Source organism: Arthrobacter sp. YD2, assembly GCF_030410475.1.
GTDB classification, from domain to species: Bacteria; Actinomycetota; Actinomycetes; order Actinomycetales; family Micrococcaceae; genus Arthrobacter_B; species Arthrobacter_B zhangbolii.
In genome coordinates this window covers 570,395-597,004 of the sequence record NZ_JAUHHB010000002.1, presented here as the reverse complement: position 1 = coordinate 597,004, position 26,610 = coordinate 570,395, and the positions used below count along the sequence as shown (strand labels likewise).

Sequence of the window (26,610 nt, the reverse complement as noted above, 5' to 3'; positions counted from 1 at the left end):
ATGAGCCTGATCCGGCTGCAGGACGTCAACACATCGTTCGAGAACAAGCAGGTGCTGCGCGAAGCGTTCCTTCGCCTTGAACCCAAGGACCGGATCGGGCTGATCGGACGCAACGGATCCGGCAAGTCCACCATCCTGAAACTCGTGCTGGGCCGGCTCGAACCGGATTCCGGCACAGTGACGGTGGAGCCGGGCCTGCGGATCGGCTACTTCTCCCAGTTCTCCGAACTGGACGGAGAAGCCAGCATCACCGAGGTGCTGGACACCGTCTTTACCGGGATCAAGGACGTCGAAGTGGAGCTCGCCCGCATAGACACGGCCATTGCCGGGGCTCCCGCCGAGAAGGAAATGAACCGGCTCATCACCCGCCAGGCCGAACTGTTTGAGACCATGGACCGGCTGGACGGCTGGGACTACCCCCGCCGCATCGATGCCGTGCTCACCACCCTCGGTTTCACCGAGGCGCACCGGACCTGCGCCATTGACGCCCTCTCCGGCGGCTGGCGGAACCGGGCGGCGCTGGCGAAAATCCTGCTTGAACAGCCGGATGTGCTGCTGCTGGATGAACCAACCAATTACCTTGATGTGGACGGCGTGGAATGGCTTGAGGGCTGGTTCCGCGACTTCCGCGGTGCGGCGGTCATCGTTTCGCATGACCGGAAGTTCCTGGACGCCGTGGTTACCCGCATCGTGGAGGTGGAGAACTTCCACCTGCACGAATACCCCGGCAACTTTGCGGAATACGTTGTGCAGAAGCAGTTCCGGCTGAAAACCCTGCAGGCCCAGTTTGTGCATGAAGCCGAACTGCTGGCCTTTGAAGCCGAGGGCATCGCGGACCGCCGTGAGGCGGCCAAGGCCGGCGGCCGGCTGAGCAGCCAGCTGGCCCGGATCAAGAAGTCCCGGGCACCCCGGCCGGTGGATGAAATCATCACCGGCATTTATGCCGGCCTGCACGTCAAGGACGTGCTGGGCCGTTTCCGCTCACTGTCCAAGTCCTACGGCGACAAAGTGCTCTTCAGCGACCTGAGCTTTGAAGTGAACAAAGGCGACCGGATTGCCGTCACCGGCACCAACGGCAGCGGCAAGACCACCCTGCTGCGTGTCCTCACGGGGGAGGAGACCCCCGACTCCGGCGAGGTCAGCTGGCCCAAGGGCCCGTCCATGGTCTCCTACAACAAAATGCTTGAGGCGCTCGACGACGGCGACACGGTCACCCACGCGGTCAACGCCCTGCCGGGATCCCTTGCCTTCAGTGCCACGAAAAAGTCCGTGAACCGCTTCCTGACCATGTTCCAGTTCTCCGAAGCGGACCTGACCCAGAAGATCGGCAACCTGTCCGGCGGCCAGCGTGCCCGGGTGGCCATGGCCCAGTGCCTGCTTTCCGGCGCACCCGTCCTGCTGCTGGACGAGCCAACCAACCACCTTGACATGTCCAGCACCCAGGTGATGGAACGGGCCCTGATGCATTTTCCCGGTGCCGTGATTGTGGTCAGCCATGACCGGTTCTTCACCGAGAAAATCGCCACCCGCCGCCTCATCTTCGGCGCCGAAGGATCCGCCCCGGGGCAGGTGGACATCCGCGAAGCCTAGGAAAAGCCCTGGCAGGGGATTAGCACCCGCTGTTACGTTGGCGGAATGGGTGTGTACGGGCACGGTTCACAGGAGCCCTGGCCTGCCGGGCCACGCGCGGCACCGCCGGTGCTGATGGCCCAGACCTGGGCAGACGTGGTGTTCCTGCACTGGCGCATGGACCCCGCAGCGGCCGTCCCGTTTATGCCGCCGGGCGTGGAACCGGACGTTCTTCATGGTGCCACCTGGGTGGGGCTGATCGGGTTCCACGCGCCAAAGACGCGGTTTTTGGGACGGATCGGCATGCCCTACGTCGGCTCCTTCACGGAAATCAACGTGCGGCTGTATTCCCGCGGCGCAGACGGCAGCGCGGGGGTTCTGTTCCTGTCCCTGGACGCATCCCGGCTCGCTCCCGTGCTCGTGGCACGCTCGCTGCGGATTCCCTATGTCTGGTCGCGGTGCAGGCCGGTCCGCGCCGGCACGGCCCGGGGGTACGACGTCGAGCGGTTCGGCAGGCAGGCACGTTCCTCCTTCGCTGCGGTTCCGGACTGTGCCCGGCAGGCCGATGATGAGCTCTCGCTGTGGCTGACGGCCCGCTTCGGACTGCATACCGCTTTCGGCGGCAGCACGGTTTTTATCCCCAATTCCCACCGGCCCTGGCCGCTGCACCCGGCGCGGCTGGCACACTGCGACGATGAACTGCTCTCCGCCGCCGGGCTGGATGTCTCCGGCCCGCCGGACACCGTGCACTACTCCACGGGGGTGGACACCCTGTTCGGCCGGCCCCGGCGGGTTGCCTGAAGCGCCTGCGCAGGTGCACTCTGCCGGGTACCGCCCGCCGCCCGGCGAAGCAGGCGCTGCAGTCCCTTTTCGCCGCGGTGCATAAGCAGCGCGTGGGCGGCCGTGAGAACCGGCCGGGCAACCGGGGTGAGCAGGCGCATCCACGGCCGGGTCGGCCGGACCCGCCACGATATGTCCATCCGCGTCTGCACCGGCTCCGTCCCGCCGTCAGCGGCCAGGGGAGTCAGGCGGATCTGCCCGCTGCCGGCCAGATCACCGGCGGCGTCGAAATCGATCGAGACCGGGTGGTCCACCGCAGTGGGACGCAGGGTAATGGAAAGACGGTAGCCCAGTGCGGCGCGGAACTGCAGCCGGACGGTGGAGGAGAGCAGCACCGCGGCCCGGTCGCCGGAGGGGGCAGCAGCCGGGGAGACGTCCTGCCGGGTGCAGCCGGACCACCACCGGGGCCAGTCCATCTCCGGGCCGGCCACCGCCTCCCATACGTCTTCGGGGGAGGCATCAAGCAGCCAGCTGGAGGGAAGGACATAGAGACCGGGCATTGCACCAGCATGCCATCGGCGCCGGGGCGGCGGAAAATACGGTCCCGCCGCCCCGGCCCGGCTCAGCCGGCGTAGGCCGGGGGCAGGGGAAGCCCGCGCTCAGCCATAACCGTCCGCAGCCGGGTGGGGTAATCGGTGATGATGCCGTCCACTCCCAGGTCGATCAGCGCGTTCATGTCCGCCGCCTCATTGACGGTCCAGGGAATAACGCTGAGTCCCAGGCCGTGTGCCTCGGTGATCATCGCCGGAGTGACGCTGGTGGCGATGGGGGAGACGACGTCGTACCCCAGAGACGCGGCCGCCCGGGGAACCGAACCGCCGAAGTCATCAATGTCGATGCCGCCCAGTTCCGGTGCAGCCCCCGGCTGCCCCACGCCCAGATCCTCCGGAGTCCCGGCCAGCGCCACCAGCACCAGTTCCGGGGCCATCCCGGCTACCAGGTTCAGCGTGGACCAGTCGAAGGACTGGATAGTGGTGCGTCCGGCCTTGCCTGCCGCGCGGACCTCACTGACAACCGCCTCGGTCAGCGCCACGCTGCCCGGACCGCCGGCCAGCCCCTCTTCGACCTTGGTCTCCACATTGAAGCGGACCGTGTCCGCCCCGTAGCGATCGGCGAGCGCGTACACATCACGCAGTTCCGCAATGGTGTTCCCCTGCGACACCACCTGTTCCGGGTAGCCCGGCAGCTGGGCATAACCGCAATCCAGCATCCGGATCTGCGCCAGGCTAAGCTCCGCCACCCGGTCACCCACGTAGGGAAACTCCGGATCCACGTACGTGGCCGGACCGGTGTCGGCGCACTTCTCCGGCTGGATGGTGTCGTCATGCCAGACAATCACCTTGCCGTCCTCGGTCAGGTGCGTGTCCAGCTCCAAAGTGGTTACCCCCAGTTCCAGGGAATGGGCAAACGCCGCGAGGGACTCCTCGGTGTTTTCCCCGCGCCCGCCGCGGTGGGACTGCAGATCGAAGGCCCGTTCGGTGCCGGACCGCATAACGTCCACCATCACGTCGAAGATGCGGGTGTTCTCGTACACCCCGGTGAGCATTTCGGCGCCCGGCCCCATGGCCGTCAGGGGCACGTCGTCGCCGGTGTGGCCGTTGGTGGTCCAGTCAATCCGGAACTGCTGCTCCGAACCGGCAACGTCAAAGGGTTCCTCCTGCACCGGGCTGTCAGGATTCGTCGGGTCTGCGCCGCCCAGCGGTTCGATAACCATCCCGCCGGTCTGGTGGTCGCCGACCGTGACCAGGAGCGTATTGCCGTCCTGCTCGGCGAACTCTTTGGCCAAAGCCACCGACCGGTCAAACTCAATGCCGGACCCGATGGTGAGCGCACCGTTGTTAACGTGGCTGAAGGCGTCAATGCCTTCTTCCTCCACCATCAGGAAGAAGCCGTTGCCGGACTGGTTGCCGTCCAGCACGGAGAGGGCCTTTCGCGTCATTTCCGTGAGCGGAACCGAGGGGTTGTAGGTTTCCTCGACGTCGTCGCCGTACTGGAACATTTCCTCATTGGCGAAGAGTCCCAGAATCCGGTCCCCCTGTGCTGCCTGCAGGCCCGGCAGGTCCCAGACGTATTCGTAGCCCCGGTCCATGGCTTCTTCGACCAGATTGCCTTCGGTGCCGGCGCTCTCCTCAGAGGGATCCTCGTCAGGATTGTCCGGGTACCTGCCCGGGCTGCCCTCCGGATACCAGTGGTCTTCGCCGCCGCCCAGGATGACTTCCGGGTGCGAGCTGCGCAGGAACTGTGCGGCAATGGCGCTCTGCTCGTCCCGGTCCAGGACATGTGAGCCGAACGCGGCCGGCGTGGCGTCGGTGACCTGGCTGGTGGTGACCAGCCCGGTGGACTTGCCCAGTTCCTCGGCTATTTCCAGTGCCGTGGTGACCGGCTGCCGGTCCACATCCATCCCGATGGCGCCGTTGTAGGTTTTGACACCGGTGGCCATGGAGGTGGCTGCTGCGGCGGAATCGGTGATGAACGTTTCCTCGTCCGCGGAGTTGGTGTGCACCCTGCCCACCTCGGGAAGGGTGTCCATGGCCAGTTCCCCGCTCAGGCCCACCGAAGCGAGCCGGATGGCGTCGCGCTGGCTGGTGCCCATACCGTCGCCGACCATCAGGATGACGTTGACCGACTCGTCGGTTCCGCCGTCTCCGCCACCATCCGTGGGACTGGGTGAAGGGGACGGGCTTTCCGTCGGAGAGGGGCTCCCGGTAGCTGTGGGACTTGGTGTGGAGGTAGCGGAGGGTGTCGGTGTACCGGTATGTCCCGGCCGGGTTGGATGTCCGGTGGCCGAGGGGCTGCCGGTACCACCCCCGTGTCCCGGCAGTCCCACGCCGGTTCCGCATCCTGCTAGGACGCAAATGCCCAATATCGCCGTTGATACTGCCTTAGCCGTCTTATTCATGTGGATTCCCCTGCGAGTGCCTAGCGGTGAAGGTCCCCCTGACGCGTGCAACACTCTGTACCGGCTTCCGGGGAGTCAACCGAGGTGAGGCAAACCGGTTCCTCCGGCAGCCTGTTTAGGCTGCGGCAGGGGAGGCCGCGGGGAAGCGTGTACCGGCGGGCAGGTTATTCGAAGGGAGACGGGTCTCCGGTTCCGCGTCGGACCACTTCCGGGGCGCCGCTGGAGAAATCAATGACGGTGGTGGGATCGGGGCCGCAGAAACCGGAGTCGATGACGGCGTCCACCTGGTGGTCCAGGCGCTCCTTGATTTCCCAGCCCTCGGTCATCGGCTCCTCGTCTCCGGGCAGCAGCAGGGTGCTGGAGAGCAGGGGCTCGCCCAGGCCAGCGAGGATGGACTGGACCACGGCGTTATCCGGGATGCGTACTCCCACCGTCCGCTTCTTGGGATGCGAGAGCCAGCGGGGAACGTCCTTCACGGCCGGCAGGATAAAGGTGTAGCTGCCCGGGGTGGCGGCCTTAACGCTGCGGAACACCGAGTTATCCAGCTGCACAAACTGGCCCAGCTGTGCGAAGTCCCGGCAGACAAGGGTGAAGTGGTGCTTCTCATCCAGCCTGCGGAGCTGGCGGATGCGTTCCACTCCCTCCCGGTTGCCCAGCTGGACGCCCAGCGCGTAACAGGAGTCTGTGGGATAGGCGATGAGGCCCCCGGAGCGGATGGTATCCACTATCTGGTTGATGGACCGCGGCTGCGGATTGTCGGGGTGGACGTCATAGTATCTGGCCATGGTCAAAGCCTACCGGCGGAGCAGGCTCTGCACCCCGTAGCTGTTCCACAGCGGCACCCAGCGCAGCGAGTGCCTTCGGTCCCACGTGTCCCTCGTCCTCGATGACCGTGAGGCGGCTGGAGGGCCAGTGCCGGTGCAACTCCCAGGCCGTACCTACGGGACTGCCGACATCCCGCCGCCCGTGGATCAGCCGGGCCGGGATGCCGTCCAGCTCCCGCACCCGGGCCAGGATCGCCGCCTCTCCGGGCAGGAAGCCGTCCTGCGCCCAGTAGCGGGTAGTCAACAGCGCGAACGTCACCAGGCTGCGCTCGCCGTCGAACCGGGGACCGGCCGGCGCACCGGGTTCCAAAGCGGCAACTGCGGATTCCCACTGCAGCCAGGCTCCGGCGGCGGCAAGGGCATCCGTCCGGTCCTCTCCTGCCAGGCGGCGGGCGTACGCTTCAACGGTTCTCTCGCCGGCGACGGCGCGGGCATCCCGGCTGAAGCGGGCCAGGGATTCGGGGCAGAACCGCCCGACGCCGCCGGTGATCCAGTCCACCTCGGCACGGTTGGTGGTGGTGACGGCGGCCACGGCCAGCCCAATGACGCGGTCCGGGTGCCGGAGGGTATAGGCCATCGCCAGGGTGCTGCCCCAGGATATTCCGGTGACTATCCACCGGCTGATCCCCAGGCTGGTCCGCACCGCTTCGATGTCGGCGATCAGCGTCTGGGTGGTGTTCAGGTGCAGGTGCCCGGGATCATCCTGTGCGGCCGGAGTGCTGCGGCCGCAGCCTCGCTGGTCGATCCCGATGGTGTAAAAAAGCCGTGGATTGTGCAGGCTGCGGTAGCCGCCGGAACCGAGCGAACTGCCAGGGCCGCCGTGCAGGTACAGGACCGCGGTGCCGGCCGGGTTGCCGCTGCCCTCCCAGTAAATGCGGGCATGGGGCACCTGTACCCATCCGTGGCTCCCGCTGTCCGGAATACTCCCCATCGCTACGCCACCGGGTCTGTTCCCCGGTGCAGCTCCCGGCGAAGGGTGACAACAGAATGCGCGGCGGTCCTTATCCGGGTGCCGGAGTGCGGGATGCCCCCGCCCATCCGCCGGACTGCTGCCAGCCAGATGCAGACCGCCCGCTCAGAAAGCCAGACGGGTGCCCAGAGGGCCGCCGTCGGTGGAAACACCCGGCTTCCGCCGCCGCGCCGGCGGCCGTATTCTGCCGCCGCAACGGCAATGCCGGCGAAACCGGCCAACCGGCGCGGCCGGCGAAGGCACCAGGTCAGCGGGGGGAGGAGGGATAGCTCGGCCGACAGGCGCAAGGGCTGGGCAAAACCGTCGTAGGCCTGGCGGACCCGCTGGCTGAAGAACCGGCGGGCCGAGCAGGGGAGCCGGGCGATATGCAGGTCTCCGGCGCGTGCCTCGCGGCCCCCTGCCGCCTTGACCGTGCGCAGCAGTTCCAGATTCTCGAACAGTACGTCTCCGCTGTAGCCGCCGGTGCGTCGCAGGAGCTCCGCACGCACGCCCAGCGTTCCGGGGTAGTCCGAACCGAAGGCGCGATTCAGCAGGATGCGGCCGGTGTCCCATTTGGCATGCCACGGCAGCGGGGCGGGGAAATAGTTCTGCGGACGGACGACGTCGGCGTCCGCGAGCAGCGCAAGCACGCGGCTGAGCGCGGACGGCGTGTAGCGGACGTCGTCGTCGGCAATAATCAGGTACTCCGCCCGGGTCAGGTCCAGGCCGGTCAGGACTCCGTCAACTTTGCCGTTGAGGCATTCGGGGTGGGCGGGCCGGCAATGCCGCACCGCCGGCGGGAACGCCCGGCCATGCGCGGCGAAGCGTTCCTCGTCGGAGCCGTCCACCACCAGTACCGGCAGATGGGTGCACAGCACTTCGAGGTATCCGCACAGCTCTTCCAGGCCGCTGTCCTCAGTCCATTTAAGCGGCAGGATGTATTCGGCGTTTGTCCGGGGACGGGCGTCCATGCCAGAGAAGATAACCGCACTGCCAGTACTAAGCAAGCTTAGTAATGCCGTAGGCTGGGACACATGGAGAAGCGCGACTTTTTCCCGGAGATACCCGCAGCATGCGGAGCGGATGCTTGCCGGCCGTCCCTACCTTGCCGGCGATCCCTACGTTGCCGACGAGCCGGAGCTGGCCGCAGACAGCCGGCGTGCCATGGCGCTGGCCGAGCGCTACGCCCGCACCTGGCCCACGGACCAAAGTGCAGCACAGCACACATCGCCGCGATCATCCTTCCCGGAGTGAGTGTGGGGGAGAACAGCGTGGTGGGGGCCGTCGCCGTCGTCACACGCAATGTACCGCCCAATACCGTTGTGGCAGGCAACCCGGCCAAACCCCTGCGGACGCTCTGGGCCTGTCCAAAGTGCGGGTACGGCACGGTAATCAGCCGCAACCCGAAGCACGCCACCAAGCCGGCCTGACCGCGCAAAAACGCGGTGTCCGGCGCCGTCGTGACGCTCCCGGGAACCCCGTGGTCCGCGGCGCGCCGGAAAAGTCAATAGAATAGATGTAAGCACCGCAGCCGACGGCCCTGCTCTGGCCGCACCACAGACTTCCGGAATGCCGCCGTACGGCTGCCATTCCACTTTGCAATCCCGATCCCCAACGAAAGAAAATCATCCGTGAATAGAACACCTGCCGTCCTAAAAGCCCCCCGGGAACTCGCGAAGGGAACCATGCGAGTCATGAATCTTGGCGGCCTCGGCGAAATCGGCAGGAACATGACCGTTTTCGAATTCGACGGCAAGCTGCTGATTGTTGACTGCGGCGTCCTCTTCCCCGAAGAGGAACACCCCGGCGTCAACCTCATCCTGCCCGACTTCACCGCCATCCGTGACCGCCTGCAGGACGTTGTTGCCGTTGTCCTGACCCACGGCCACGAAGACCACATCGGCGGTGTCCCGTACCTGCTGCGCGAGCGTTCGGACATCCCCATCGTGGGCTCCAAGCTGACCCTGGCGTTCATCGAGGCCAAGCTGAAGGAACACCGGATCAAGCCCAAGCTGATCCAGGTCAAGGAAGGCGACCGCCGCACCATCGGCGGCTTCGACCTGGAGTTCCTGGCCGTGAACCACTCCATCCCGGACGGCCTGGCCATTGCCATCCGCACCGCCGCCGGCATGGCACTGCACACCGGTGACTTCAAGATGGACCAGTTCCCGCTGGACCGCCGCATCACCGACCTCACCGGCTTCGCCCGGCTCGGCGTGGAAGGCGTGGACCTGTTCCTCACCGACTCCACCAACGCCGAGGTCCCCGGCTTTATGGCCTCGGAAAAGGAACTGGCCCCGGCCATCGACACGGTGTTCCGCACCGCACCGCGCCGCATCATTGTTTCCAGCTTCGCCAGCCACATCCACCGCATCCAGCAGGTCATCGACGCGGCATCGCGCTACAACCGCAAGGTCTCCTTCGTGGGCCGCTCGATGATCCGCAACATGACCATCGCCGAGGAACTGGGCTACCTGAACATCCCCAAGGGCATCCTGGTGGACTTCAAGTCCCTGCAGCGCACCGATGACCACAAGGTGGTGCTGATCTGCACCGGTTCGCAGGGCGAGCCGATGGCCGCGCTGTCGCGGATGGCCAACAAGGACCACCAGATTCGTATCCACGAGGGCGACACCGTGCTGATGGCCAGCTCGCTGATCCCGGGTAACGAGAACGCCATCTACGGCATCATCAACAACCTGACCAAGATCGGCGCCAACGTGGTGCACAAGGGCAATGCCAAGGTGCACGTCTCCGGCCACGCCAGCGCCGGCGAACTCGCCTACTGCTACAACATCGTCAAGCCGCGCAACGTGATGCCGGTGCACGGCGAATGGCGCCACCTCAAGGCCAACGGAGCCATCGCAGAGGCAACCGGCATGGATCCCCGCGACGTCGTCATCGCCGAAAACGGCATGACCGTTGACCTGCGCCGCGGCCGGGCCACGATCTCCGGGAAACACCAGGTGGACCTGGTCTTCGTGGACGGCGACAGCGTTGGCCACACCACCGAGGAAACCCTGAAGGAGCGCATGCAGCTGGCCGAGGAGGGCGCCGTGACGGTGCTGGCCCTGGTCGACGCCGATACCGGCACCATTGCCGAGCCTGCCGAGTTCTTCACCAAGGGCTTTACCGTGAAGTCAGAGGACCTGAAGAAGGCCGAGGAAGCCGTGGAGAAGGCCCTGGCCAACGCGGCCTCCGGCAGCCGCCGCGGACCCAAGGGTGAGGACCTCGAAGACGTCATCGAGCGCGCCGTCGCCAACTGGATGCGCCGGTTCTACAACCGCACGCCGGCCATCACGGCGATTGTTGTTGACGCGTAGCTAGCCCCGGGACCCGTCCCGCGCTCCGGCCCGCAGTGATTACGCTGCGGGCCGGACTTCGTTAACCGGGGCTGTAAGTTGCCCTGCCGTGTGATTTTTTTCTCCCTGCGACGCTCGGCAGTCCGGCCCCGCCGGCCCGGCGACACGGCGCGGGGTCCCCGCTGAACCCCGTCAGTACGCGGCAGGACGGCGGACGGCAGGCCGGTGCGCGCGCCCCGCAGCGCGCTTCCGGGCATCCGCCGGTGCCGGAGCGCTCACAGGAAAAACCGATAACTTAGCCGGATGCAAGCCCCCAAACCCTCGTTCCTGGAACGACTCACGCTGCCCGCACGGGTGGCAGCCTTCTTCCTCGTCAGCCTGCTGGCCGGCGTGCTGGCCGCCGCCACCCTGATACCCGTGGCAGCCGTGGCGGCCACCGGAACGGACATGACCGTGGAGGTACTGGACCAGCTGCCGGACGAGCTTGAAACCGGCCCGTTGGACGAGGGGTCGAAGATTTACAGCGCCGACGGCGTCCTGCTGGCCACGTTCTACGCGCAGAACCGTGTCCCGGTCACCCTGGACCAGATTTCGCAGAGCATGCAGGATGCGATTGTCTCCATCGAGGACGCACGCTTCTTCGATCACAACGGCATTGACTTCAAGGGTGTGGCCCGCGCGGTGGCTTCCAACGCCAGCGGCAGCGACACCCAGGGTGCCTCCACGCTGACCATGCAGTACGTTAACAACGTCCTGATCAACCGCGATATTGCAGCGGGCAAGGGTGGCAGTGACCTGACCCTGAGCGGCACCAAGGACCTGGGCGACAAGCTGCGTGAAGCCAAGCTCGCCGTCGCCGTGGAGAAGCAGTACACCAAGGAGGAAATCCTTGAGGGCTACCTGAACATTGTGCTGTTCAGCGGGCAGACCTACGGTGTGGAAGCCGCGGCGCGCAGCTTCTTCGGTGTGCCGGCGTCCCAGCTGACCCCGGCACAGTCGGCCATGCTGGCCGGAATGGTGCAGTCACCAAGCCACTACAACCCCTTTACCAACCCCGAGGGGACGCAGGCCCGCCGGGACACGGTCCTGGCGGCGATGCTGAAGAACGGCAAAATCAGCCAGGCCGAGTATGAGCAGGCCGTGGCCACGGGCCTGGACCTGAACCCCCAGACCGTTACCTCCGGCTGCACCGGCGCCGAAACCGCCCAGTACTTCTGCAGCTACGTGGAGCAGACCATCCTGCAGTCCGAAGCCTTCGGCGCCGACGTCCAGGACCGCGCCAAGCTTCTGGCGCGCGGCGGACTGACCATCCGCACCACCCTTGACTCCCGGCTGCAGTCGGAGGCGCAGGCACAGATCGAGGCACAGGTTCCAGTCGGGGATGCATCCGGCGCCGGTTCGGCAATGGTGTCCGTTGAGCCGGGCACCGGGAAGATCCTGGCCATGGCGCAGAACACCGTGTACACGCCGGAACCCGGGGCCGGCAGGACCCAGCTGAACTTCAACGTGGATGCGGATATGGGCGGGACCCCCTACGGGTTCCAGCCCGGATCCACCATGAAACCCTTCACCACGGCCCAGTGGCTGAAATCCGGCCGGAGCCTCAGCGACACCATCGACGCGACCCGCACGTCCTATCCCGCCGGGTTCGACTGGCAGGCGAAATGCCTGGGTGCAAACACCGAGTTTGATGAATGGAAGTTCAAAAACGCCAGCGAGGGGCTTCGAACGGCCGATGACCGTCAGCCAGGGCCTCACCCAGTCAGTGAACACCGCCACGGTGGCGCAGGCAGCGCTGCTGGACCTGTGCGATATCAGGGATACCGCCACCAGCATGGGTGTGCACCGGGCAGTCGACGGGGAACCCCTGGAGGTCACGAGCCCGTCCTTTGTGCTCGGCGGACAGGAAGTTTCCCCGCTGACCATGGCCGCGGCCTACGCCACGTTCGCCAGCGGCGGGCAATACTGCGAGCCGACGGCGCTGACCGAGGTAACCGACGGCCGCGGCAACTCATATGAGGTTCCGGGTGAAAACTGCAGCCGTGCCATCTCCGAGGACGTGGCCGCCGCGGTTACCCTGCCGCTGCAGAACCTGGTCAACGGATCGCCGGGCAGCATCAGCCCCATCGGTGTGCCTGCAGCCGCCAAGACCGGTACCACCGACCAGTCTGAACAGACCTGGACGGTGGGTTACACCACGGGTATCTCCACGGCGTCCTGGGTGGGCAACTGGAACTCCTACACGTCCCTGAACAACCAGGAAATCAACGGGGTTACCCGTTCCTACGTGGACGGATCAGCCCTCGCCGGCGCCCAGTGGACGCAGTACATGAAGGCCGTGGCAGGTCTTTACGCAGCGGACGCCTTCCCCGCAGTTCCGGCAGAGCTGCGCTAGCCGCCGCAGCTCCCGGCCGGCGGCTTGCACCTGCGGGCCGGCTGATAATGGCAGACTGGACCAGGACGCGAGGACTACTGAAAGGTCACCTGTTACATGAGGACGCCGGACTGGGTGCAGCACGCTGTGTGGTGGCACGTCTACCCGCTGGGCTTTACCGGAGCCGAAAAAACGCCGGGCGATATGGCAGCCGGCGGGGATCCGGCGGTTGCGCAGCCCGTGCAGCACCGGTTGCCGCACCTGGCGGACTGGCTGGACTATCTGGTGGAGATGGGCGCGTCCGGCCTTGCCCTCGGCCCCGTGTTTGCCTCCGAATCCCACGGGTACGACACCACCGACTATTACCGGATTGATCCCCGGCTCGGCGACGACGCCGATTTCGACGAGCTGATCCGTGCGGCCCGGGCCCGCGGTATCCGCGTTCTGCTGGACGGGGTGTTCAACCACACCGGCCGCAGCTTTGCCCCGTTTATGGAGGCACTGGAGAAGGGGCCTGCCGCGGAGACAGCCGGCTGGTTCCACCTGGACTGGCCGGACGGATGGAAACCCGGAACCGAACCGCAGTATGGCGACTTCGAGGGGCACCACCACCTGGTGGCGCTGAATCACGGCGAACCCGCGGTAGCGGATTTTGTGGCCGATGTGATGAAGCACTGGCTCAGGCGCGGGGCTGACGGCTGGCGGCTGGACGCCGCGTACGCCGTACCCTCAGAGTTCTGGGCACGCGTGCTCACCGAGGTCAGGGCCGAATTCCCGGAGGCCTATTTTGTGGGGGAGTACATCCACGGCGACTACCCGGCCGAGGTTCGCGCGGGAAAACTGGACGCAGTGACCCAGTACGAGCTGTGGAAGGCAGTCTGGAGCTCGCTTAGTGACGCCAACTTCTACGAACTTGCGGCTGCCTTGGAGCGGCACAACACGTTCCTGGACAGCTTCGTGCCGCTGACCTTCGTGGGCAACCATGACGTGACGCGCATTGCCAGCCGGCTGGCGCCGTCGGGCAGGCTGGCGCAGGCGGTGGTGCTGTTGCTGACCCTGCCGGGCACGCCTGCCATTTATTACGGCGACGAGCAGGGCTACCGGGGCATCAAGGAGGAGCGTGCCGGAGGGGACGACGACATCCGGCCGCTGTTCCCCGCCACCCCCGACGGACTTTCCGATGTCGGCGCGCCGCTGTACCGGCTGCACCGCGAACTGATCGGGCTGCGCCGCCGGCATGCCTGGGTTCACGCGGCCCGCACCCGGGTGCATTCGCTGAGCAATGAGCAGATTGTCTACGAGGTGTACGACGCCGGGAACTCACTGTTCGTGGCGCTGAATGCCTCCGCCGCAGCCGGGCATATTCCGGTGCCGGCCGCAGCCCGGGACGTCCTCGCCGGCGAGGGTGGGCTGGACGTCCCGGGTAGGCAGCTGTCCCTGCCCGGCGGCGGATGGGCCGTGCTTGGTACTGCTGCCGGCTAGTACAGCTTGATGGTGCCGCCGTCGGCCATCAGGGTCTGGCCCGTCAGGTACTGCGAATCATCGCTGGCCAGGAACACCACAATTGGTGCAATGTCGGTTTCCGGATCACCCAGCCGGCCCAGCGGTACGCCGTCGACAACCTCCTGATAGGCGTCCGGGAAGGCCTTGGCCCACTGCACAATGCCCGGTGTCAGCGCCACGGGGGAGACCACGTTGACGCGGATACCGTCCGTCGCCCACTCGTTGGCGGCCGTGCGGGAGATGGCGCGGATGGCTTCCTTGGCCGCCGCGTAGGCAACCTGGTTGGGCAGGCCCTTGATACCCGCCCCCGAGCCGAAGTTGATGATGCTGCCGCCGGTCTTTTTCAGCTCGGGATAGGCGGCCCGCATCAGGTGGAAGGTGGCCATGGTGCCCGTGTTGAAGGACAGGTCCCACATTTCCTGCGTGGTTTCCATGATCGGCGCCTGCTTGGAGGCATGGGCGTTGTTCACCAGGATGTCCAGCCCGCCGAAGCGTGCCACCGTTTCGGCCACAATGGCTGCGGCGTTCTCGGCCTTGGAGATGTCCTTCGCGATGAATATGACCTCGCCTTTGCCTTCGAGGTCGGCCAGCAGCTTGTCGCCCTGCGCCTGGTCGATGTCCACTACCGCAACCTTGGCGCCCTCGGCGAGGAACCGCCGGACAATTCCCTGCCCGATCCCGCCGGCCCCGCCGGTAATGATCGCTGTCCGGTTACTGAGTTTCATCCTTATTCCTTCCGTGTCGCAGAACCCGTTGGCAGGTCCTGAGCCTGTGCCAGTGTCTGTTCGACGCCGGCAATAAAGTTGGCAACGAAGAAGTCCAGGGAACGGCGTGACCCGGCATAGGTGATGCCCTGCTGCTGGAAACGGGCCGCCCGCGGGTGCCGGGCCACCGCTGTGCCGTCCTTCCACTCGCCCTGTCCGCCGTCCGCGGGCGCCGGCTGTCCATCGAAGGCCGGGCCGTAGTGGGCTGCCGCCGTAATGGCCGAAGTGCCTATCACGGCGGCGGAAATTCCCAGCAGGCAGTCGAAGCCCTGCTCCTCGCTCAGGCCGGCTGAGGCGAGCGTGGCAAGTATCCGTTCCACGTCCCCGGGGCTGGCCATGTTCACCAGCCTGCGCGGAGTGAGCACAATGCGCAGCAGCCAGCGGTGTGCCGTGAACGCTTCCCACTGCGCCTCTGCCATGTGGGCCAGCACCTGCTGCCAGGTGTGGGTCCCGGGGCCAAGCAGGGAGAATTCGGCGGTGGCCGCCCCGGCCATCATCAGCAGCAGGTCATTGCGGTCTGCCACGTGCCGGTACAGCGCCATGGCCGAGACGCCCAGGTCACCGGCAACGCGCCGCATGCTCACGGCATCGAGGCCTTCGGCGTCGGCTATCGCGACGGCGGCTGCTGCGATACCGTCCGGGGTCAGCGGGTTTTTCCGGGACACGGGCGTGCCTTTCTGCGAATAAGATCGGTGCTTCAAGTTTACGGCGTACACGCCACGGAGCTGCGCATCCTGTTCGCCGCTGCGACGCCGCGTTATGGGTATTTCGTAAGGGTTTGCGGCGGGGCCGTAAGGAAAGCATTAGGAACGGCGCCAGGGCGCCCTGCGGAGGTTTCTAATCGAATGCGGCACAAGGCGTGCCCGTGCTGCCGTTGCGGCGGCACGCTGATTCGGCTGGGGGCAATTCCTGTGCTTGACGTTTTATTTGTGCTGGGCTTCGCAGGGCTATTCGCTGCGTTTGTCCTGATGGTCGGGGCGGTGGAAAGACTGTGATCGTCTTTAATATCCTGGCGCTTTGCCTCGGGGCGGCCGCAGCCGGCTACCTTCTGGTGGCCCTCATCCGACCGGAGCGGTTCTGATGGGCGGGTGGGCAACGCTTGCCCAGGTGCTCAGCCTGCTTCTCCTGCTGGCCCTGGTCCACCGGCCCCTCGGCGACTACATGGCCCGGCTCTATTCCTCCGATCAACATCTTCGGATAGAACGCGGTTTTTACCGCCTGATCGGCGTGGACGGTTCCTCCGGCCAGGCCTGGCAGAGCTACCTGCGCGGCGTCCTGGCCTTCTCCGGAGCCAGCATGCTCCTGCTCTATGTGCTGCAGCGGGTCCAGCCGCTGCTGCCGGGTTCGCTCGGCCTTCCTGCCGTCCCCGAGGCCCTGTCCTTTAACACGGCTGCCTCCTTCGTGGCCAATACCAACTGGCAGTCCTATTCACCCGAAGCCACCATGGGCTATGCGGTGCAGATGACCGGACTCGCAGTGCAGAACTTCCTCTCGGCGGCCGTCGGGCTGGCCGTGGCCGTGGCCCTGATCCGCGGACTGGCCGGGCGCAACTGCGCCACCATCGGCAACTTCTGGGTGGACCTGACCCGCGGCGTCCTGCGGCTGCTGCTCCCCGGGGCATTCCTGGCCGCCATTGTCCTTATGGTTGGCGGGGTGATCCAGAACTTCAACGGCTTCAGCTCCGTCACCACGCTGCTGGGCGGAACCGCCACCATCCCCGGCGGGCCGGTGGCCTCGCAGGAAGCCATCAAGCTGCTGGGCACCAACGGAGGCGGGTTTTTCAACGCCAACTCCGCGCATCCGTTCGAAAACCCCGGCGGCTGGACCAACCTGGTGGAAATCTTCCTGATGCTTCTCATCCCGTTCAGCCTGCCCCGCACCTTCGGCACCATGGTGGGCGACCGCCGGCAGGGCTACGCCATCCTGACCGCTATGGCCGGGATCTTCACGGTGTCGCTCGCAGCCATGACAGCCTTCGAATTCGGTGCGGCTGACGGCGCCGCCGGGTCCATGGAGGGCAAGGAGCAGCGCTTCGGGATAGCCGCCTCCACGCTCTTCGGTTCCACCAGCACGCTCACGTCCACCGGAGCAGTGAACGCCATGCATGACAGTTTCAGCCCGCTGGGCGGAATGATGGCCATGCTGAACATGATGCTCGGCGAGGTGGCCCCCGGCGGCGTCGGCTCCGGGCTCTACGGCATGCTGATCCTGGCAGTGGTTACGTCCTTCGTGGCCGGCCTCCTGGTAGGCCGCACCCCCGAATACCTCGGCAAGAAAATCGGGCCGAAGGAAATCAAGCTCGCCAGCCTCTACATCCTCACCATGCCCACCCTGGTCCTGGTGGGAACGGCACTGAGTTTCGCCGTACCGGCCATCCGGGCCGACATTGAAGGCACCTCCATCCTGAACACCGGGCTGCACGGCTTCAGTGAGGTCCTGTACGCCTTCACCTCGGCAGCCAACAACAACGGTTCGGCGTTCGCGGGCCTTACTGCCAACACCCCGTGGCTGAACACGGCCCTAGGCGTGGCCATGCTCGTCGGACGCTTCCTGCCGATGATCTTCGTTCTCGCACTGGCCGGGGCCTTCGCGGAGCAGGGCAAGGTCCCTGCCACCTCAGGAACCCTGCCCACCCACCGGCCGCAATCCGTGACGCTGCTGTGCGGCGTCACCGTGATTGTGACTGCCCTGACCTTCTTTCCCGTACTCGCGCTGGGTCCCCTGGCGGAAGGACTGCACTAACCATGTCCACACTTACCAAACCCCGAGAATCCGAACAGGCCGGTGCCCCGGCCCCGGTGCGCCGCGGCATCACCGCGGGATCGCTGGCGGCCGCCCTGCCCGGAGCTTTCCGGAAGCTGGACCCCCGGCTTATGGTCCGCACGCCGGTGATGTTCATTGTCGAAGCCGGAGCCGTCCTGATCACGGCCATCGCCGTGGCCGAACCCTTCCTCAGCGGGCCGGCGGATTCCGGCGGCACCGCCGTCCCCGGAGCCTTCTCCTGGCTGATCGCGGGATGGCTTTGGGCCACCGTTATCTTCGCCAACCTCGCGGAATCCGTGGCCGAGGGACGGGGCAAGGCGCAGGCAGCCAGCCTGCGCAACAGCCGTGCCACCACCACCGCCTACCGGGTGGACGGGTATGACGCAGCCCGCGATCCGGCCGCTCTGGGGGCAACTGTGGCCGAAGTCCCCTCGGCCGACCTGGCCCTGGACGACGTCGTGGTGGTCGAAGCAGGACAGGTCATCCCGGGCGACGGCGACATCATTGACGGTATTGCCTCCGTGGACGAATCCGCCATTACCGGTGAATCCGCTCCGGTGGTCCGTGAATCCGGCGGCGACCGCTCGGCCGTCACCGGCGGCACCCGCGTCCTCTCGGACCGGATCGTCGTACGGATCACGTCCAGGCCCGGTGAAACGTTCGTGGACCGGATGATCCGGCTGGTGGAAGGCGCCGCCCGGCAGAAAACGCCCAACGAGATTGCCCTGGATATCCTGCTGGCCACGCTGTCCCTGGTCTTTATCGTGGTGGTGCTGACGCTCAACCCGCTGGCGGGCTACTCGTCCGCGACCGTCAGCATCCCCGTGCTGGTGGCACTTCTGGTGTGCCTGATCCCCACCACCATCGGCGCGCTGCTCTCCGCCATCGGCATTGCCGGCATGGACCGCCTGGTCCAGCGCAACGTCCTGGCCATGTCCGGCCGCGCAGTGGAGGCAGCCGGCGACGTCACCACCCTGCTGCTCGACAAGACCGGCACCATCACCTACGGCAACCGCCAGGCCGCCGGGTTCATCCCGATCAACGGCACCGAAAGCACCGACCTGATTGACGCCGCAGTGCTGTCCTCCTTCGGCGATCCCACCCCGGAGGGCAAGTCCATCGTGGACCTGGCCGCAGCGAAGGGGTGCAGGCCCGAACCGCCCGCCGGATCCGTCAGCGTTCCCTTCACTGCGCAGACCCGGATGAGCGGCATGGACTTCCCCGACGGGGCGAAGATCCGCAAGGGCGCCTCCTCCGCCATCCTGGACTGGACTGCGGAATCCGGCGGCATCGACGTCGACGTGCTGATTGCCGTTGAAGACCAGGTAAAGAAAATCTCCACGGGCGGCGGCACACCGCTGCTGGTGGCGGTCCGGGACGCCGACGGCGGCACCCGGGTGCTCGGCGTCGTCCACCTGAAGGACGTGGTCAAGGAGGGCCTGAAGGACCGTTTCGCGCAGCTGCGCGCCATGGGCATCCGCACGGTGATGATCACCGGTGACAATCCCTACACCGCCAGGGCCATTGCGGCCGAGGCAGGGGTGGATGACTTCCTCGCGGAAGCGACGCCCGAGGACAAGATGGCCCTGATCCGGCGTGAACAGGAGGGCGGCCACCTGGTCGCCATGACCGGTGACGGCACAAATGACGCCCCGGCCCTGGCCCAGGCCGACGTCGGCGTGGCAATGAATACCGGCACCTCCGCGGCGAAGGAAGCGGGCAATATGGTGGACCTGGACTCCGACCCCACCAAGCTGATCGACATTGTCGGTATCGGCAAACAGCTGCTCATCACGCGCGGTGCGTTGACCACTTTCTCCATCGCGAACGACATTGCCAAGTACTTCGCGATCATCCCGGCGATGTTCGTAGGGGTGTTCCCGGGCCTGTCCGCACTGAACCTGATGCAGCTGCATTCACCCGCCTCGGCAATCCTGTCCGCGGTCATCTTCAACGCGCTTATCATCGTGGTGCTAATCCCGCTGGCACTGCGGGGCGTGAAGTACCGGGCCGCCGGATCCTCCTCGATCCTTAGCCGGAACCTGCTGGTCTACGGTGTGGGCGGCGTGATCGCGCCATTCATCGGCATCAAGGCCATCGACCTGCTGATCAGCCTTCTCCCGGGCTTCTGAAATGGCGCCCCTTACCCGCACAGTACGCAGCACACCTCTGACCAGGAGCAGTAAATGAACCCCGTCCGCAGCAGTATGCGCCAGCTTGGCGTCTCCCTCCGGGCACTGGCAGTGCTCACTGTTCTCCTCGGCGTGGTGTATCCGCTGGCAGTCGCCGGAATCGGACAGGCCGCCCTGCACGGCCGGGCCAACGGCTCGATGGTCAGCAGCGGCGGCACGGACGTGGGATCGGCGCTGATCGGGCAGTCCTTCACTGACGCCGACGGCGCCGCCCTGCCGCAGTGGTTCCAGTCCCGGCCTTCGGCAGCGGGGGACGGGTACGACGGCGGCGCCTCCAGCGGCTCCAACCTCGGCCCGCTGAATGAGGACCTGGCTGCTGCAGTGGCGGAGCGGCGGGCCGCCGTGGCCGAGCTGGAGGCGGTGGCGCCGGCAGATGTTCCCGCCGAGGCAGTCACCGCGTCGGGGTCCGGGCTGGATCCGCACATCAGCCCCGAGTACGCCCGGATGCAGGTGGACCGGGTGGCCGCCGAACGCGGCCTGGACCCGGCCCGGGTCCAGGCACTCGTGGATGATGCCACGCAGGCTCCGTTCGCAGGGATCCTCGGACTGCGCACCGTTAACGTGTTGCTTTTGAACATTTCACTGGCGGAGCTGGACACTTAGTCCATGACGCGGGGACAACTGAGGGTATTCCTGGGGGCGGCGCCCGGTGTGGGGAAGACCTACGCCATGCTGGAGGAAGGGCGCCGCCTCCGCAGCGAGGGGGCGGACGTCGTCGTCGCGCTGGTGGAGACCCACGGCCGTGCAGCGACAGCTGCCCAGGCCGAGGGCCTGGAGACAGTCCCGCGCGCCGTCCTGCACCACCGCGGGCTGGCGCTCACGGAGCTGGACCTGGACGCCGTCCTGGCCCGCGCCCCGGAGTATGCGCTGGTGGACGAACTGGCCCATACCAATGTCCCCGGACTGAAGCATGAAAAGCGGTGGCAGGACGTGCAGGCCCTGCTCAATGCCGGGATCAACGTCCTGTCCACCGTGAACATCCAGCACGTCGATTCGCTTAATGACGTGATCGAGCAGATCACCGGCACCCTGCAGGCCGAAACCGTACCGGACGCCGTCCTGCGCGAGGCCGAACAGGTGGAACTGGTTGACCTGGCGCCGCAGTCCCTGCGGGGACGGCTGGCCGACGGGGTGATCTACCCGGCCGAACGCGTGGACGCCGCGCTGTCCAACTACTTCAGGCTGGGCAACCTCACCGCGCTGCGCGAGCTGGCCCTGCTGTGGCTGGCGGACGAGGTGGACTCGGCACTGAACCGGTACCGTGCGGAACAGGGCATTCACCGTAAATGGGAAGCCCGGGAACGGGTTGTCGTAGCCCTGACCGGCGGCCCCGAAGGACGAACGCTGCTGCGCCGGGGTGCGCGGATAGCCGCCCGGTCGGCCGGCGGGAAACTGCTGGCCGTCCACATTGCCGGTGCGGACGGGCTGCGCGGAGCAGAGCCCGGGGAGCTGGCGGCGCAGCGGATCCTGGCGGAAAAACTGGGCGGCACCTTCCACCAGGTGGTGGGCCACGACATTCCCAAGGCACTGGTGGACTTTGCCCGCGGCGTGAACGCCACACAGCTGGTAGTCGGCGTGAGCCGCCGCCCGCGGATTGCGGCGCTGCTCTCCGGCCCCGGGATCGGTGCCACCGTGATCCGGGAGTCGGGGGACATTGATGTCCACATCGTGTCCCACTCGGCGGCAGCACGGGCGCTGGTACTGCCGCACTTCGGCGGTGCACTCTCCAGGCGCCGCCGCCTGCTGGGTTTTGCCTTGGCCCTGGCCGGAGGTCCGCTGCTTACCGCCGGGCTGGTGGCCGTCCGGAGCGCCGAGACCATCACCGGCGATGTCCTGAGCTACCAGCTGCTGGTGATTCTGGTGGCGCTGGTGGGCGGGATCTGGCCGGCACTGTTCGCCGCGCTGCTTTCGGGTCTCACGCTGGACTTCTTCTTTATCCAGCCGCTCTACACGGTCACGGTTGCCACGCCCTCCCACATGCTGGCCCTGGGCCTGTACGTGGTGAACGCGCTGCTGGTCAGCTACGTGGTGGATGCGGCGGCGCGCCGTGCCCGCACCGCCCGGCGGTCGGCGTCGGAATCCGAACTGCTGGCTTCGGTCGCGGGCAGCGTGCTGCGGGGTGAGGATGCCCTGGCCGCCCTGGTGGGGCGCACCCGTGAGGCGTTTACCCTGGGCGCGGCGCGGCTGAGGGCGGACGGCATGGACCTGTACGCCGACGGCGACTGGCCGGCAGATCTCCCGCCGGGGGACCCGGCCTTCACCCGGCTGCCGGTGGGGGAACGCGCCTTCCTGGATCTGTGGGGGCGTGAACTGGCGGCGTCGGACCGCCGGCTGCTGGCGGTCATCACCGCCCAGCTGGAAGCGGCACTGGAGCACCGGGAACTGACCGAGACGGCCCGCGGGCTCGGGTCCCTGGCCGAGGCGGACAAGGTACGCACGGCGTTGCTGGCCGCCGTGGGACACGACCTGCGCCGGCCGCTGACGGCGGCCACCGCCGCGGTTACCGGACTGCGGGCCACGGACGTCACCTGGTCCGAGCAGGACCGCAGCGAGCTGCTTGCCACTGCCGAGGAATCACTCGCGTCCCTTTCCACGCTGGTGACCAGCCTGCTGGACGTCAGCCGGCTGCAGGCGGGGGTGGTCGGGGTGAACCTGGAGCCGCTGAATGTTGCCGATGCCGTGCTGCCGGCACTGGAGGAACTGGACCTGGGCCCGGCCGAGGTGGAACTCGGGATTCCTGTGGACGGCCGGAATGTTCTTGCCGATCCGGTGCTGCTGCAGCGGGTGCTGGTCAATCTCCTGGCTAACGCCGTACGGTTCAGCCCGGAGTCGGCCAGAGCCGTGCTGGCCGTGAGCGAGTTTTCCGGACGGGTGGAAATCCGTGTCATAGACTCGGGCCCCGGTGTCCCGGAACCACGGCAACCGGACATCTTCACGCCGTTCCAACGGCTGGGCGACACGGACAATCAAACCGGCCTGGGGCTGGGACTGGCACTGGCGAAGGGATTCACTGAAGGTATGGGCGGCACCTTGGAGGCCGAAGACACACCCGGCGGCGGGCTGACCATGGTCCTTTCGCTGCCTGCCGCGGACCGTGTGTCCGCCGGGGCAGGCGGCCTGCCGGTGGGGGCCCGATGAGGATCCTGCTGGCCGACGACGATACGCAGATACTGCGCGCCCTGCGCATCACGCTCTCCGCGTACGGGTACGAGGTGGTGACCGCCGAGAGCGGCAGTGCAGCCATCCGTAAAACCGTGGATACCCATCCTGACCTGCTGGTCCTGGACCTGGGCATGCCCGGGTTGAGCGGGATGGATGTCATCGAGGCGGTCCGCGGCTGGAGCGCGGTGCCCATCCTGGTGGTATCCGGCCGGATGGATCCTGCGGACAAGGTCCGTGCACTGGACCTCGGCGCTGACGACTATGTGACGAAGCCCTTCTCCACCGAGGAGTTGCTGGCCCGCATCCGTGCCCTGTCCCGCCGGACACCGGCCGCGGCAGGGCCGAGCGAAATATCCTTCGGCTCGGTGCGTGTCGATCTGGCTGCCCGGCGGATTATCCGGCTGCCGGACGGGTCCGACATCCGCCTTACGCCTACTGAATGGCGCCTGCTGGCGGCCCTCCTGGCACACCCGGGCATGTTGGTGACGCGGGATACCCTCCTGCACGACGTCTGGGGGCCGGGCACCACCGATACGGGCTACCTGCGGCTGTACATCGGGCAGCTGCGCCGCAAACTGGAGGTAGACCCCGGGTGTCCCGAGCATCTGCTGACCGAGCACGGCATGGGGTACCGGTTTGTGCCGTAACGGCGCTGGAAACGCAAAAGCGTCCGTCCCCCTTCAGGGAACGGACGCTTTTGCGTAGCTACGGCAGGATTGCCGTGCGCGGACGGGCCGCTAAGCCTTATGCGCGGTAGAACACGGGGCCGGAGCCGACGTTGACGGACTGGACCACGGTCTGGTTGCCGTTCCAGCCGCTGTGGATGGCCTCGCCGTTGCCGATGTAGATGGCAATGTGGGCCAGACCCATGCCGCCGTCGGCGTAGTAGACCATGTCACCGGGCTCCGGAGTGGAGACCTGGGTGCCGTAGGCAGCCAGCTGTGCGGGGGCAAGGTCGCCCACGGAGTGGCCGGCGGCGCGCAGGGCAACCTCAACCAGGACGGTGCAGTCCTGGGCGGCGCCCAGCTGCGAGTACGCCGATGCCAGCATGGTGGCGTTGCTGCCGGTGGCAGCAGCGGCGGCGGGAGCCGGGGCCGGGGTAACCGAAGTGGCCTGGGTGCTGATGATGCCGTTGTCCGCGGCAGCAGGGGCGACCGGTGCGGCGTAGGCCTCGGTGGTGTAGGTGGCGGCAGCGTAATCCAGGGCAGCCGGTGCGGCTGCTGCCTCGCCGGAGACGGTGATAACGTCGCCGGGGTAGATGATCGATGCCATGGACAGGCCGTTCAGGGCGAAGACACTGTCCAGGCTGACGCCGTAGTTGGCGGCAATGGCGCCCAGGGTGTCACCGGACTGAACGGTGTGGGTGGTGCTGGCGGCTGCCGGAGCGGCAACGGGAGCGGCTTCAGCCACGGGGGCTGCGACCGGTGCGGCCGGAGCTGCAGCCTGGGTCGGCGTGTAGTTGTCGTTCGCTACGACGCCTGCGGAGGCCGGTGCGGCCATTCCGAGCATCAGGCCGGATCCGGCGGCTACAACGGCTGCGGTGCTGCCGATGGTCCGTCCGCGGCTGACGGTGGTCTGTGAGATGGTGGACCAAACGCCGGCGGTCTCGGCACGGTGACGTCCACGGTTCTTATTGAATGACATGTTGATTTACCTCTCCCGATACCTGCGAGGTGAGCTGTCGGATGCGGATGGGAGACACCCGGTCATCGGAGTGAATCCGGCGACTTAACCCCAAGGATTCGTGGAACCCGTCATTGGTTCCCCCGCCCCTGCCGTGATGGTGCGTTCTGTGGACCCCGGATAAGCGGCAGAGCTAGGTAACTAGTCCGGGGGAGCCGCGTTCAGAGCGGCATGGAAATAACCGTACAAGATGGTTACGGTTGGATAACCATTTAGTGATCCGGTTCTCTGCAGCGTGTGAGTGGCGCCTCGATGTGCTAGTCACTCCGGCCCCTGCAATGCCATCCAATGCCATGCCGTCACACTGTTCCCGCCGATTTTTCAGGCCTGACTGTTGTCCGGCGCCGGGGGCGCATAACGGATGTTGTATATGGTGCACGTGATGCCAGGGATACACCGCCGTTCCGCAGACAAAAAATGTGAAGTCGCTCTCCCTGGCGGATCTGGGTTGCCGGTGCGCCAGCTCTCCTGCATAAGATACTTAGGCTACCTTTCAACCGAGGGCAGCCTCAACGATGCACAGGAGCAACGCGAGTGTCAGGCAGCAGCCAGAAACTATGGACCAGGGGATTCGTGCTGGCGATTGTCACGAACCTGTTCATTTCCCTCGTTTTTTACCTGCTGATGACCACCATGGCGCTCTACGCGGTGCAGGAGTTCGCCGCGTCGGACAGCGCCGCAGGCTTTGCCTCCGGTTCGTTTGTGATCGGCGCTCTTGCCGCCCGGGTCTTTGCCGGAAAGTTCCTTGATTTCATTGGCCGCCGGCGCATGCTGATCGCCAGCCTCGCAGTTTTCGTAGCCGCTTCGGTGCTCTACATCCCGGCCTCGAACCTGGGCCTGCTGCTGGCAGTGAGGCTGCTCCACGGCGCCGCCTTCGGTGCCGCCAGCACCAGCCTCTCGGCCTCGGTTATGGGGCTTATCCCCGCCCACCGGCGCGGGGAAGGCACCGGATACTTCGGCATCTCCACCACCCTGGCCACCGCCGTCGGGCCGTTCCTGGCCGTGCTGCTGGTGGACTCGGCCAGCTACCGTGCGCTTTTCCTGTTTGCTGCCGCCTGCGCCGCCGTTGCCCTGATTCTTTCCCTGGTGCTGCGGCTGCCCGAGCGCACGCCGGGCCCGGAGGAACTGAAGAACAAGTGGCGCATGCACCTGAGCGACATCCTCGATGTGTCCGTGCTTCCCATTGCCTCGGTAATGTTCATCGCCGGTGCCGCCTACGCGGGCATCCTTTCCTTCCTGAACTCCTACGCCCAGACGGAGGGCATGGTCCTCGGGGCAAGCGTCTTCTTTGTGGTCTATGCCGGGGTGGTGCTGGTATCGCGGCTCTTCGTTGGCCGGATCCAGGACCGCCACGGAGACAACGCCGTGGTCTACCCCACGCTTCTCTCCTTCGCCGCCGGCCTGGCGCTCCTTGCCTACGCCCCCAATGACACTGTCATGGCCGTGGCCGGCGTCTTCGTCGGGTTCGGCTTCGGTGCCCTGATGCCGTGCGCCCAGGCCATCGCAGTGGGCATGGCCGCACCGGCACGGATTGGCCTGGCCACGTCCACGTTCTTCATCTTTATGGACGCCGGAGTGGGTCTGGGCCCGCTCCTGCTGGGAGTACTGCTGCCGCTGAGCGGGTTCCACGGTATGTACTGGGTCCTCGCTGCGGTGCTGCTGGGCAATACGGTGCTGTACTACTTTGTGCACGGCCGCAAGGACCGGCGGCCGGACCATACCGCCTTCGTGGCTCAGGACACGCCCGCCGCCTGACGGGGTACCCTCGTTCCACAAGCGAGGGGAG

The 26,610-nt window shown here is 66.5% G+C and carries 22 protein-coding genes, 1 pseudogene and 1 riboswitch; of the genes and pseudogenes, 15 read left to right on the top strand and 8 right to left on the bottom strand.

Features of this window, described 5'->3' with window-relative positions; translation table 11 throughout:
* Together QWJ37_RS09335 and QWJ37_RS09330 are read left to right on the top strand one after the other, a co-directional pair.
* Positions 1–1,590, top strand: coding sequence for an ABC-F family ATP-binding cassette domain-containing protein (locus tag QWJ37_RS09335; protein WP_290245122.1), 1,590 nt, complete (start codon positions 1–3; stop codon positions 1,588–1,590).
* A gap of 45 nt (positions 1,591–1,635) precedes the next feature.
* Positions 1,636–2,370, top strand: coding sequence for a DUF2071 domain-containing protein (locus QWJ37_RS09330; RefSeq protein WP_227902029.1), 735 nt, complete (start codon positions 1,636–1,638; stop codon positions 2,368–2,370).
* Here QWJ37_RS09330 and QWJ37_RS09325 read toward each other — a convergent pair.
* The 5 genes from QWJ37_RS09325 to QWJ37_RS09305 form a co-directional block, all read right to left on the bottom strand.
* The gene (locus QWJ37_RS09325; protein ID WP_227902028.1) at positions 2,319–2,909 is read right to left on the bottom strand and encodes an SRPBCC family protein; all 591 of its coding nucleotides are present in this window, start codon (positions 2,907–2,909) and stop codon (positions 2,319–2,321) included. The genes QWJ37_RS09330 and QWJ37_RS09325 overlap by 52 nt on opposite strands.
* A 62-nt stretch (positions 2,910–2,971) precedes the next feature.
* Positions 2,972–5,017, bottom strand: a complete 2,046-nt coding sequence (locus QWJ37_RS09320) for an alkaline phosphatase (RefSeq protein WP_290245121.1) — start codon at positions 5,015–5,017, stop codon at positions 2,972–2,974.
* Positions 5,018–5,472: 455 nt separating this feature from the next.
* Positions 5,473–6,093, bottom strand: coding sequence for an L-threonylcarbamoyladenylate synthase (locus QWJ37_RS09315; protein ID WP_227902026.1), 621 nt, complete (start codon positions 6,091–6,093; stop codon positions 5,473–5,475).
* The gene (locus tag QWJ37_RS09310; protein ID WP_290245119.1) at positions 6,077–7,063 is read right to left on the bottom strand and encodes an alpha/beta fold hydrolase; all 987 of its coding nucleotides are present in this window, start codon (positions 7,061–7,063) and stop codon (positions 6,077–6,079) included. Before QWJ37_RS09310 ends, QWJ37_RS09315 begins: the two co-directional genes overlap by 17 nt.
* 2 nt (positions 7,064–7,065) lie before the next feature.
* Positions 7,066–8,052: a glycosyltransferase family 2 protein gene (locus QWJ37_RS09305; RefSeq protein ID WP_290245117.1), complete on the bottom strand. Its 987-nt coding sequence runs from the start codon at positions 8,050–8,052 to the stop codon at positions 7,066–7,068.
* A 112-nt stretch (positions 8,053–8,164) separates the two neighbouring features.
* Here QWJ37_RS09305 and QWJ37_RS09300 point away from each other — a divergent pair, with 112 nt between their 5' ends.
* The 6 genes and pseudogenes from QWJ37_RS09300 to QWJ37_RS09275 all read left to right on the top strand — a co-directional run bounded on the left by QWJ37_RS09300 (position 8,165) and on the right by QWJ37_RS09275 (position 14,239).
* Positions 8,165–8,335 carry a maltose acetyltransferase domain-containing protein gene (locus QWJ37_RS09300; protein WP_290245116.1) on the top strand — a complete coding sequence of 57 codons (171 nt, stop codon included), beginning with the start codon at positions 8,165–8,167 and terminating at the stop codon, positions 8,333–8,335.
* Entirely contained in the window at positions 8,332–8,511 is a 180-nt protein-coding gene (locus QWJ37_RS09295) for a hypothetical protein (protein WP_290245115.1), read from the top strand. The genes QWJ37_RS09300 and QWJ37_RS09295 overlap by 4 nt, the downstream gene beginning before the upstream one ends.
* Positions 8,512–8,766: 255 nt before the next feature.
* Positions 8,767–10,404, top strand: coding sequence for a ribonuclease J (locus tag QWJ37_RS09290; protein ID WP_227902022.1), 1,638 nt, complete (start codon positions 8,767–8,769; stop codon positions 10,402–10,404).
* A gap of 282 nt (positions 10,405–10,686) precedes the next feature.
* Positions 10,687–11,922: pseudogene (locus tag QWJ37_RS09285) on the top strand (transglycosylase domain-containing protein); the annotation flags it as partial.
* A gap of 151 nt (positions 11,923–12,073) precedes the next feature.
* Positions 12,074–12,778, top strand: coding sequence for a penicillin-binding transpeptidase domain-containing protein (locus QWJ37_RS09280; RefSeq protein WP_356881878.1), 705 nt, complete (start codon positions 12,074–12,076; stop codon positions 12,776–12,778).
* A gap of 114 nt (positions 12,779–12,892) precedes the next feature.
* On the top strand, positions 12,893–14,239 hold the full coding sequence (locus tag QWJ37_RS09275) for an alpha-amylase family glycosyl hydrolase (protein ID WP_290245113.1): 1,347 nt from the start codon (positions 12,893–12,895) through the stop codon (positions 14,237–14,239).
* On the opposite strand, the gene QWJ37_RS09270 is transcribed toward QWJ37_RS09275, so the two are convergent.
* Entirely contained in the window at positions 14,236–14,985 is a 750-nt protein-coding gene (locus tag QWJ37_RS09270; RefSeq protein WP_227902019.1) for an SDR family oxidoreductase, read from the bottom strand. The genes QWJ37_RS09275 and QWJ37_RS09270 overlap by 4 nt on opposite strands.
* A gap of 2 nt (positions 14,986–14,987) precedes the next feature.
* Positions 14,988–15,689: a TetR/AcrR family transcriptional regulator C-terminal domain-containing protein gene (locus tag QWJ37_RS09265; RefSeq protein WP_227927869.1), complete on the bottom strand. Its 702-nt coding sequence runs from the start codon at positions 15,687–15,689 to the stop codon at positions 14,988–14,990.
* 326 nt (positions 15,690–16,015) lie between these two features.
* Between QWJ37_RS09265 and kdpF the strand changes: the two genes are divergently transcribed.
* The 6 genes from kdpF to QWJ37_RS09240 are packed head-to-tail and all read left to right on the top strand — an operon-like array spanning position 16,016 to position 23,788.
* Entirely contained in the window at positions 16,016–16,105 is a 90-nt protein-coding gene (gene kdpF, locus QWJ37_RS16180) for a K(+)-transporting ATPase subunit F (RefSeq protein ID WP_227902017.1), read from the top strand.
* Positions 16,105–17,766, top strand: a complete 1,662-nt coding sequence (kdpA, locus tag QWJ37_RS09260; RefSeq protein WP_227927868.1) for a potassium-transporting ATPase subunit KdpA — start codon at positions 16,105–16,107, stop codon at positions 17,764–17,766. The genes kdpF and kdpA overlap by 1 nt, the downstream gene beginning before the upstream one ends.
* 2 nt (positions 17,767–17,768) lie before the next feature.
* Complete coding sequence (gene kdpB / locus QWJ37_RS09255; protein ID WP_290245112.1) at positions 17,769–19,919, top strand: potassium-transporting ATPase subunit KdpB; 2,151 nt, start codon at positions 17,769–17,771, stop codon at positions 19,917–19,919.
* A 54-nt stretch (positions 19,920–19,973) separates the two neighbouring features.
* A complete protein-coding gene (gene kdpC / locus QWJ37_RS09250) occupies positions 19,974–20,582 on the top strand; it encodes a potassium-transporting ATPase subunit KdpC (protein ID WP_227902014.1) in 609 nt (202 codons plus the stop codon).
* Between the two features lie 3 nt (positions 20,583–20,585).
* Positions 20,586–23,117: an ATP-binding protein gene (locus QWJ37_RS09245; protein WP_290245111.1), complete on the top strand. Its 2,532-nt coding sequence runs from the start codon at positions 20,586–20,588 to the stop codon at positions 23,115–23,117.
* Complete coding sequence (locus tag QWJ37_RS09240; protein WP_227927864.1) at positions 23,114–23,788, top strand: response regulator transcription factor; 675 nt, start codon at positions 23,114–23,116, stop codon at positions 23,786–23,788. The genes QWJ37_RS09245 and QWJ37_RS09240 overlap by 4 nt, the downstream gene beginning before the upstream one ends.
* 97 nt (positions 23,789–23,885) lie before the next feature.
* Here QWJ37_RS09240 and QWJ37_RS09235 read toward each other — a convergent pair whose 3' ends face one another.
* Positions 23,886–24,785, bottom strand: coding sequence for a LysM peptidoglycan-binding domain-containing protein (locus tag QWJ37_RS09235; RefSeq protein WP_227902011.1), 900 nt, complete (start codon positions 24,783–24,785; stop codon positions 23,886–23,888).
* 5 nt (positions 24,786–24,790) lie between these two features.
* Positions 24,791–24,937: riboswitch (cyclic di-AMP (ydaO/yuaA leader) on the bottom strand.
* Positions 24,938–25,358: 421 nt separating this feature from the next.
* Between QWJ37_RS09235 and QWJ37_RS09230 the strand changes: the two genes are divergently transcribed.
* A complete protein-coding gene (locus QWJ37_RS09230; RefSeq protein ID WP_290245110.1) occupies positions 25,359–26,579 on the top strand; it encodes an MFS transporter in 1,221 nt (406 codons plus the stop codon).
* The last annotated feature ends 31 nt before the right edge of the window (positions 26,580–26,610 follow it).

Coding starts and splice junctions, on each gene's coding strand:
- QWJ37_RS09245 (WP_290245111.1), top strand. CDS start 20,586: ATGACGCGGGGACAACTGAGGGTATTCCTGGGGGCGGCGCCCGGTGTG.
- QWJ37_RS09325 (WP_227902028.1), bottom strand. CDS start 2,909: ATGCCCGGTCTCTATGTCCTTCCCTCCAGCTGGCTGCTTGATGCCTCC.
- QWJ37_RS09280 (WP_356881878.1), top strand. CDS start 12,074: ATGAATGGAAGTTCAAAAACGCCAGCGAGGGGCTTCGAACGGCCGATG.
- QWJ37_RS09310 (WP_290245119.1), bottom strand. CDS start 7,063: ATGGGGAGTATTCCGGACAGCGGGAGCCACGGATGGGTACAGGTGCCC.
- QWJ37_RS09235 (WP_227902011.1), bottom strand. CDS start 24,785: ATGTCATTCAATAAGAACCGTGGACGTCACCGTGCCGAGACCGCCGGC.
- QWJ37_RS09335 (WP_290245122.1), top strand. CDS start 1: ATGAGCCTGATCCGGCTGCAGGACGTCAACACATCGTTCGAGAACAAG.
- QWJ37_RS09320 (WP_290245121.1), bottom strand. CDS start 5,017: ATGGTCGGCGACGGTATGGGCACCAGCCAGCGCGACGCCATCCGGCTC.
- kdpB (WP_290245112.1), top strand. CDS start 17,769: ATGTCCACACTTACCAAACCCCGAGAATCCGAACAGGCCGGTGCCCCG.
- kdpA (WP_227927868.1), top strand. CDS start 16,105: ATGGGCGGGTGGGCAACGCTTGCCCAGGTGCTCAGCCTGCTTCTCCTG.
- QWJ37_RS09290 (WP_227902022.1), top strand. CDS start 8,767: ATGCGAGTCATGAATCTTGGCGGCCTCGGCGAAATCGGCAGGAACATG.
- QWJ37_RS09305 (WP_290245117.1), bottom strand. CDS start 8,052: ATGGACGCCCGTCCCCGGACAAACGCCGAATACATCCTGCCGCTTAAA.
- QWJ37_RS09270 (WP_227902019.1), bottom strand. CDS start 14,985: ATGAAACTCAGTAACCGGACAGCGATCATTACCGGCGGGGCCGGCGGG.
- QWJ37_RS09330 (WP_227902029.1), top strand. CDS start 1,636: ATGGGTGTGTACGGGCACGGTTCACAGGAGCCCTGGCCTGCCGGGCCA.
- QWJ37_RS09300 (WP_290245116.1), top strand. CDS start 8,165: ATGCTTGCCGGCCGTCCCTACCTTGCCGGCGATCCCTACGTTGCCGAC.
- QWJ37_RS09240 (WP_227927864.1), top strand. CDS start 23,114: ATGAGGATCCTGCTGGCCGACGACGATACGCAGATACTGCGCGCCCTG.
- kdpC (WP_227902014.1), top strand. CDS start 19,974: ATGAACCCCGTCCGCAGCAGTATGCGCCAGCTTGGCGTCTCCCTCCGG.
- QWJ37_RS09315 (WP_227902026.1), bottom strand. CDS start 6,093: ATGGCCAGATACTATGACGTCCACCCCGACAATCCGCAGCCGCGGTCC.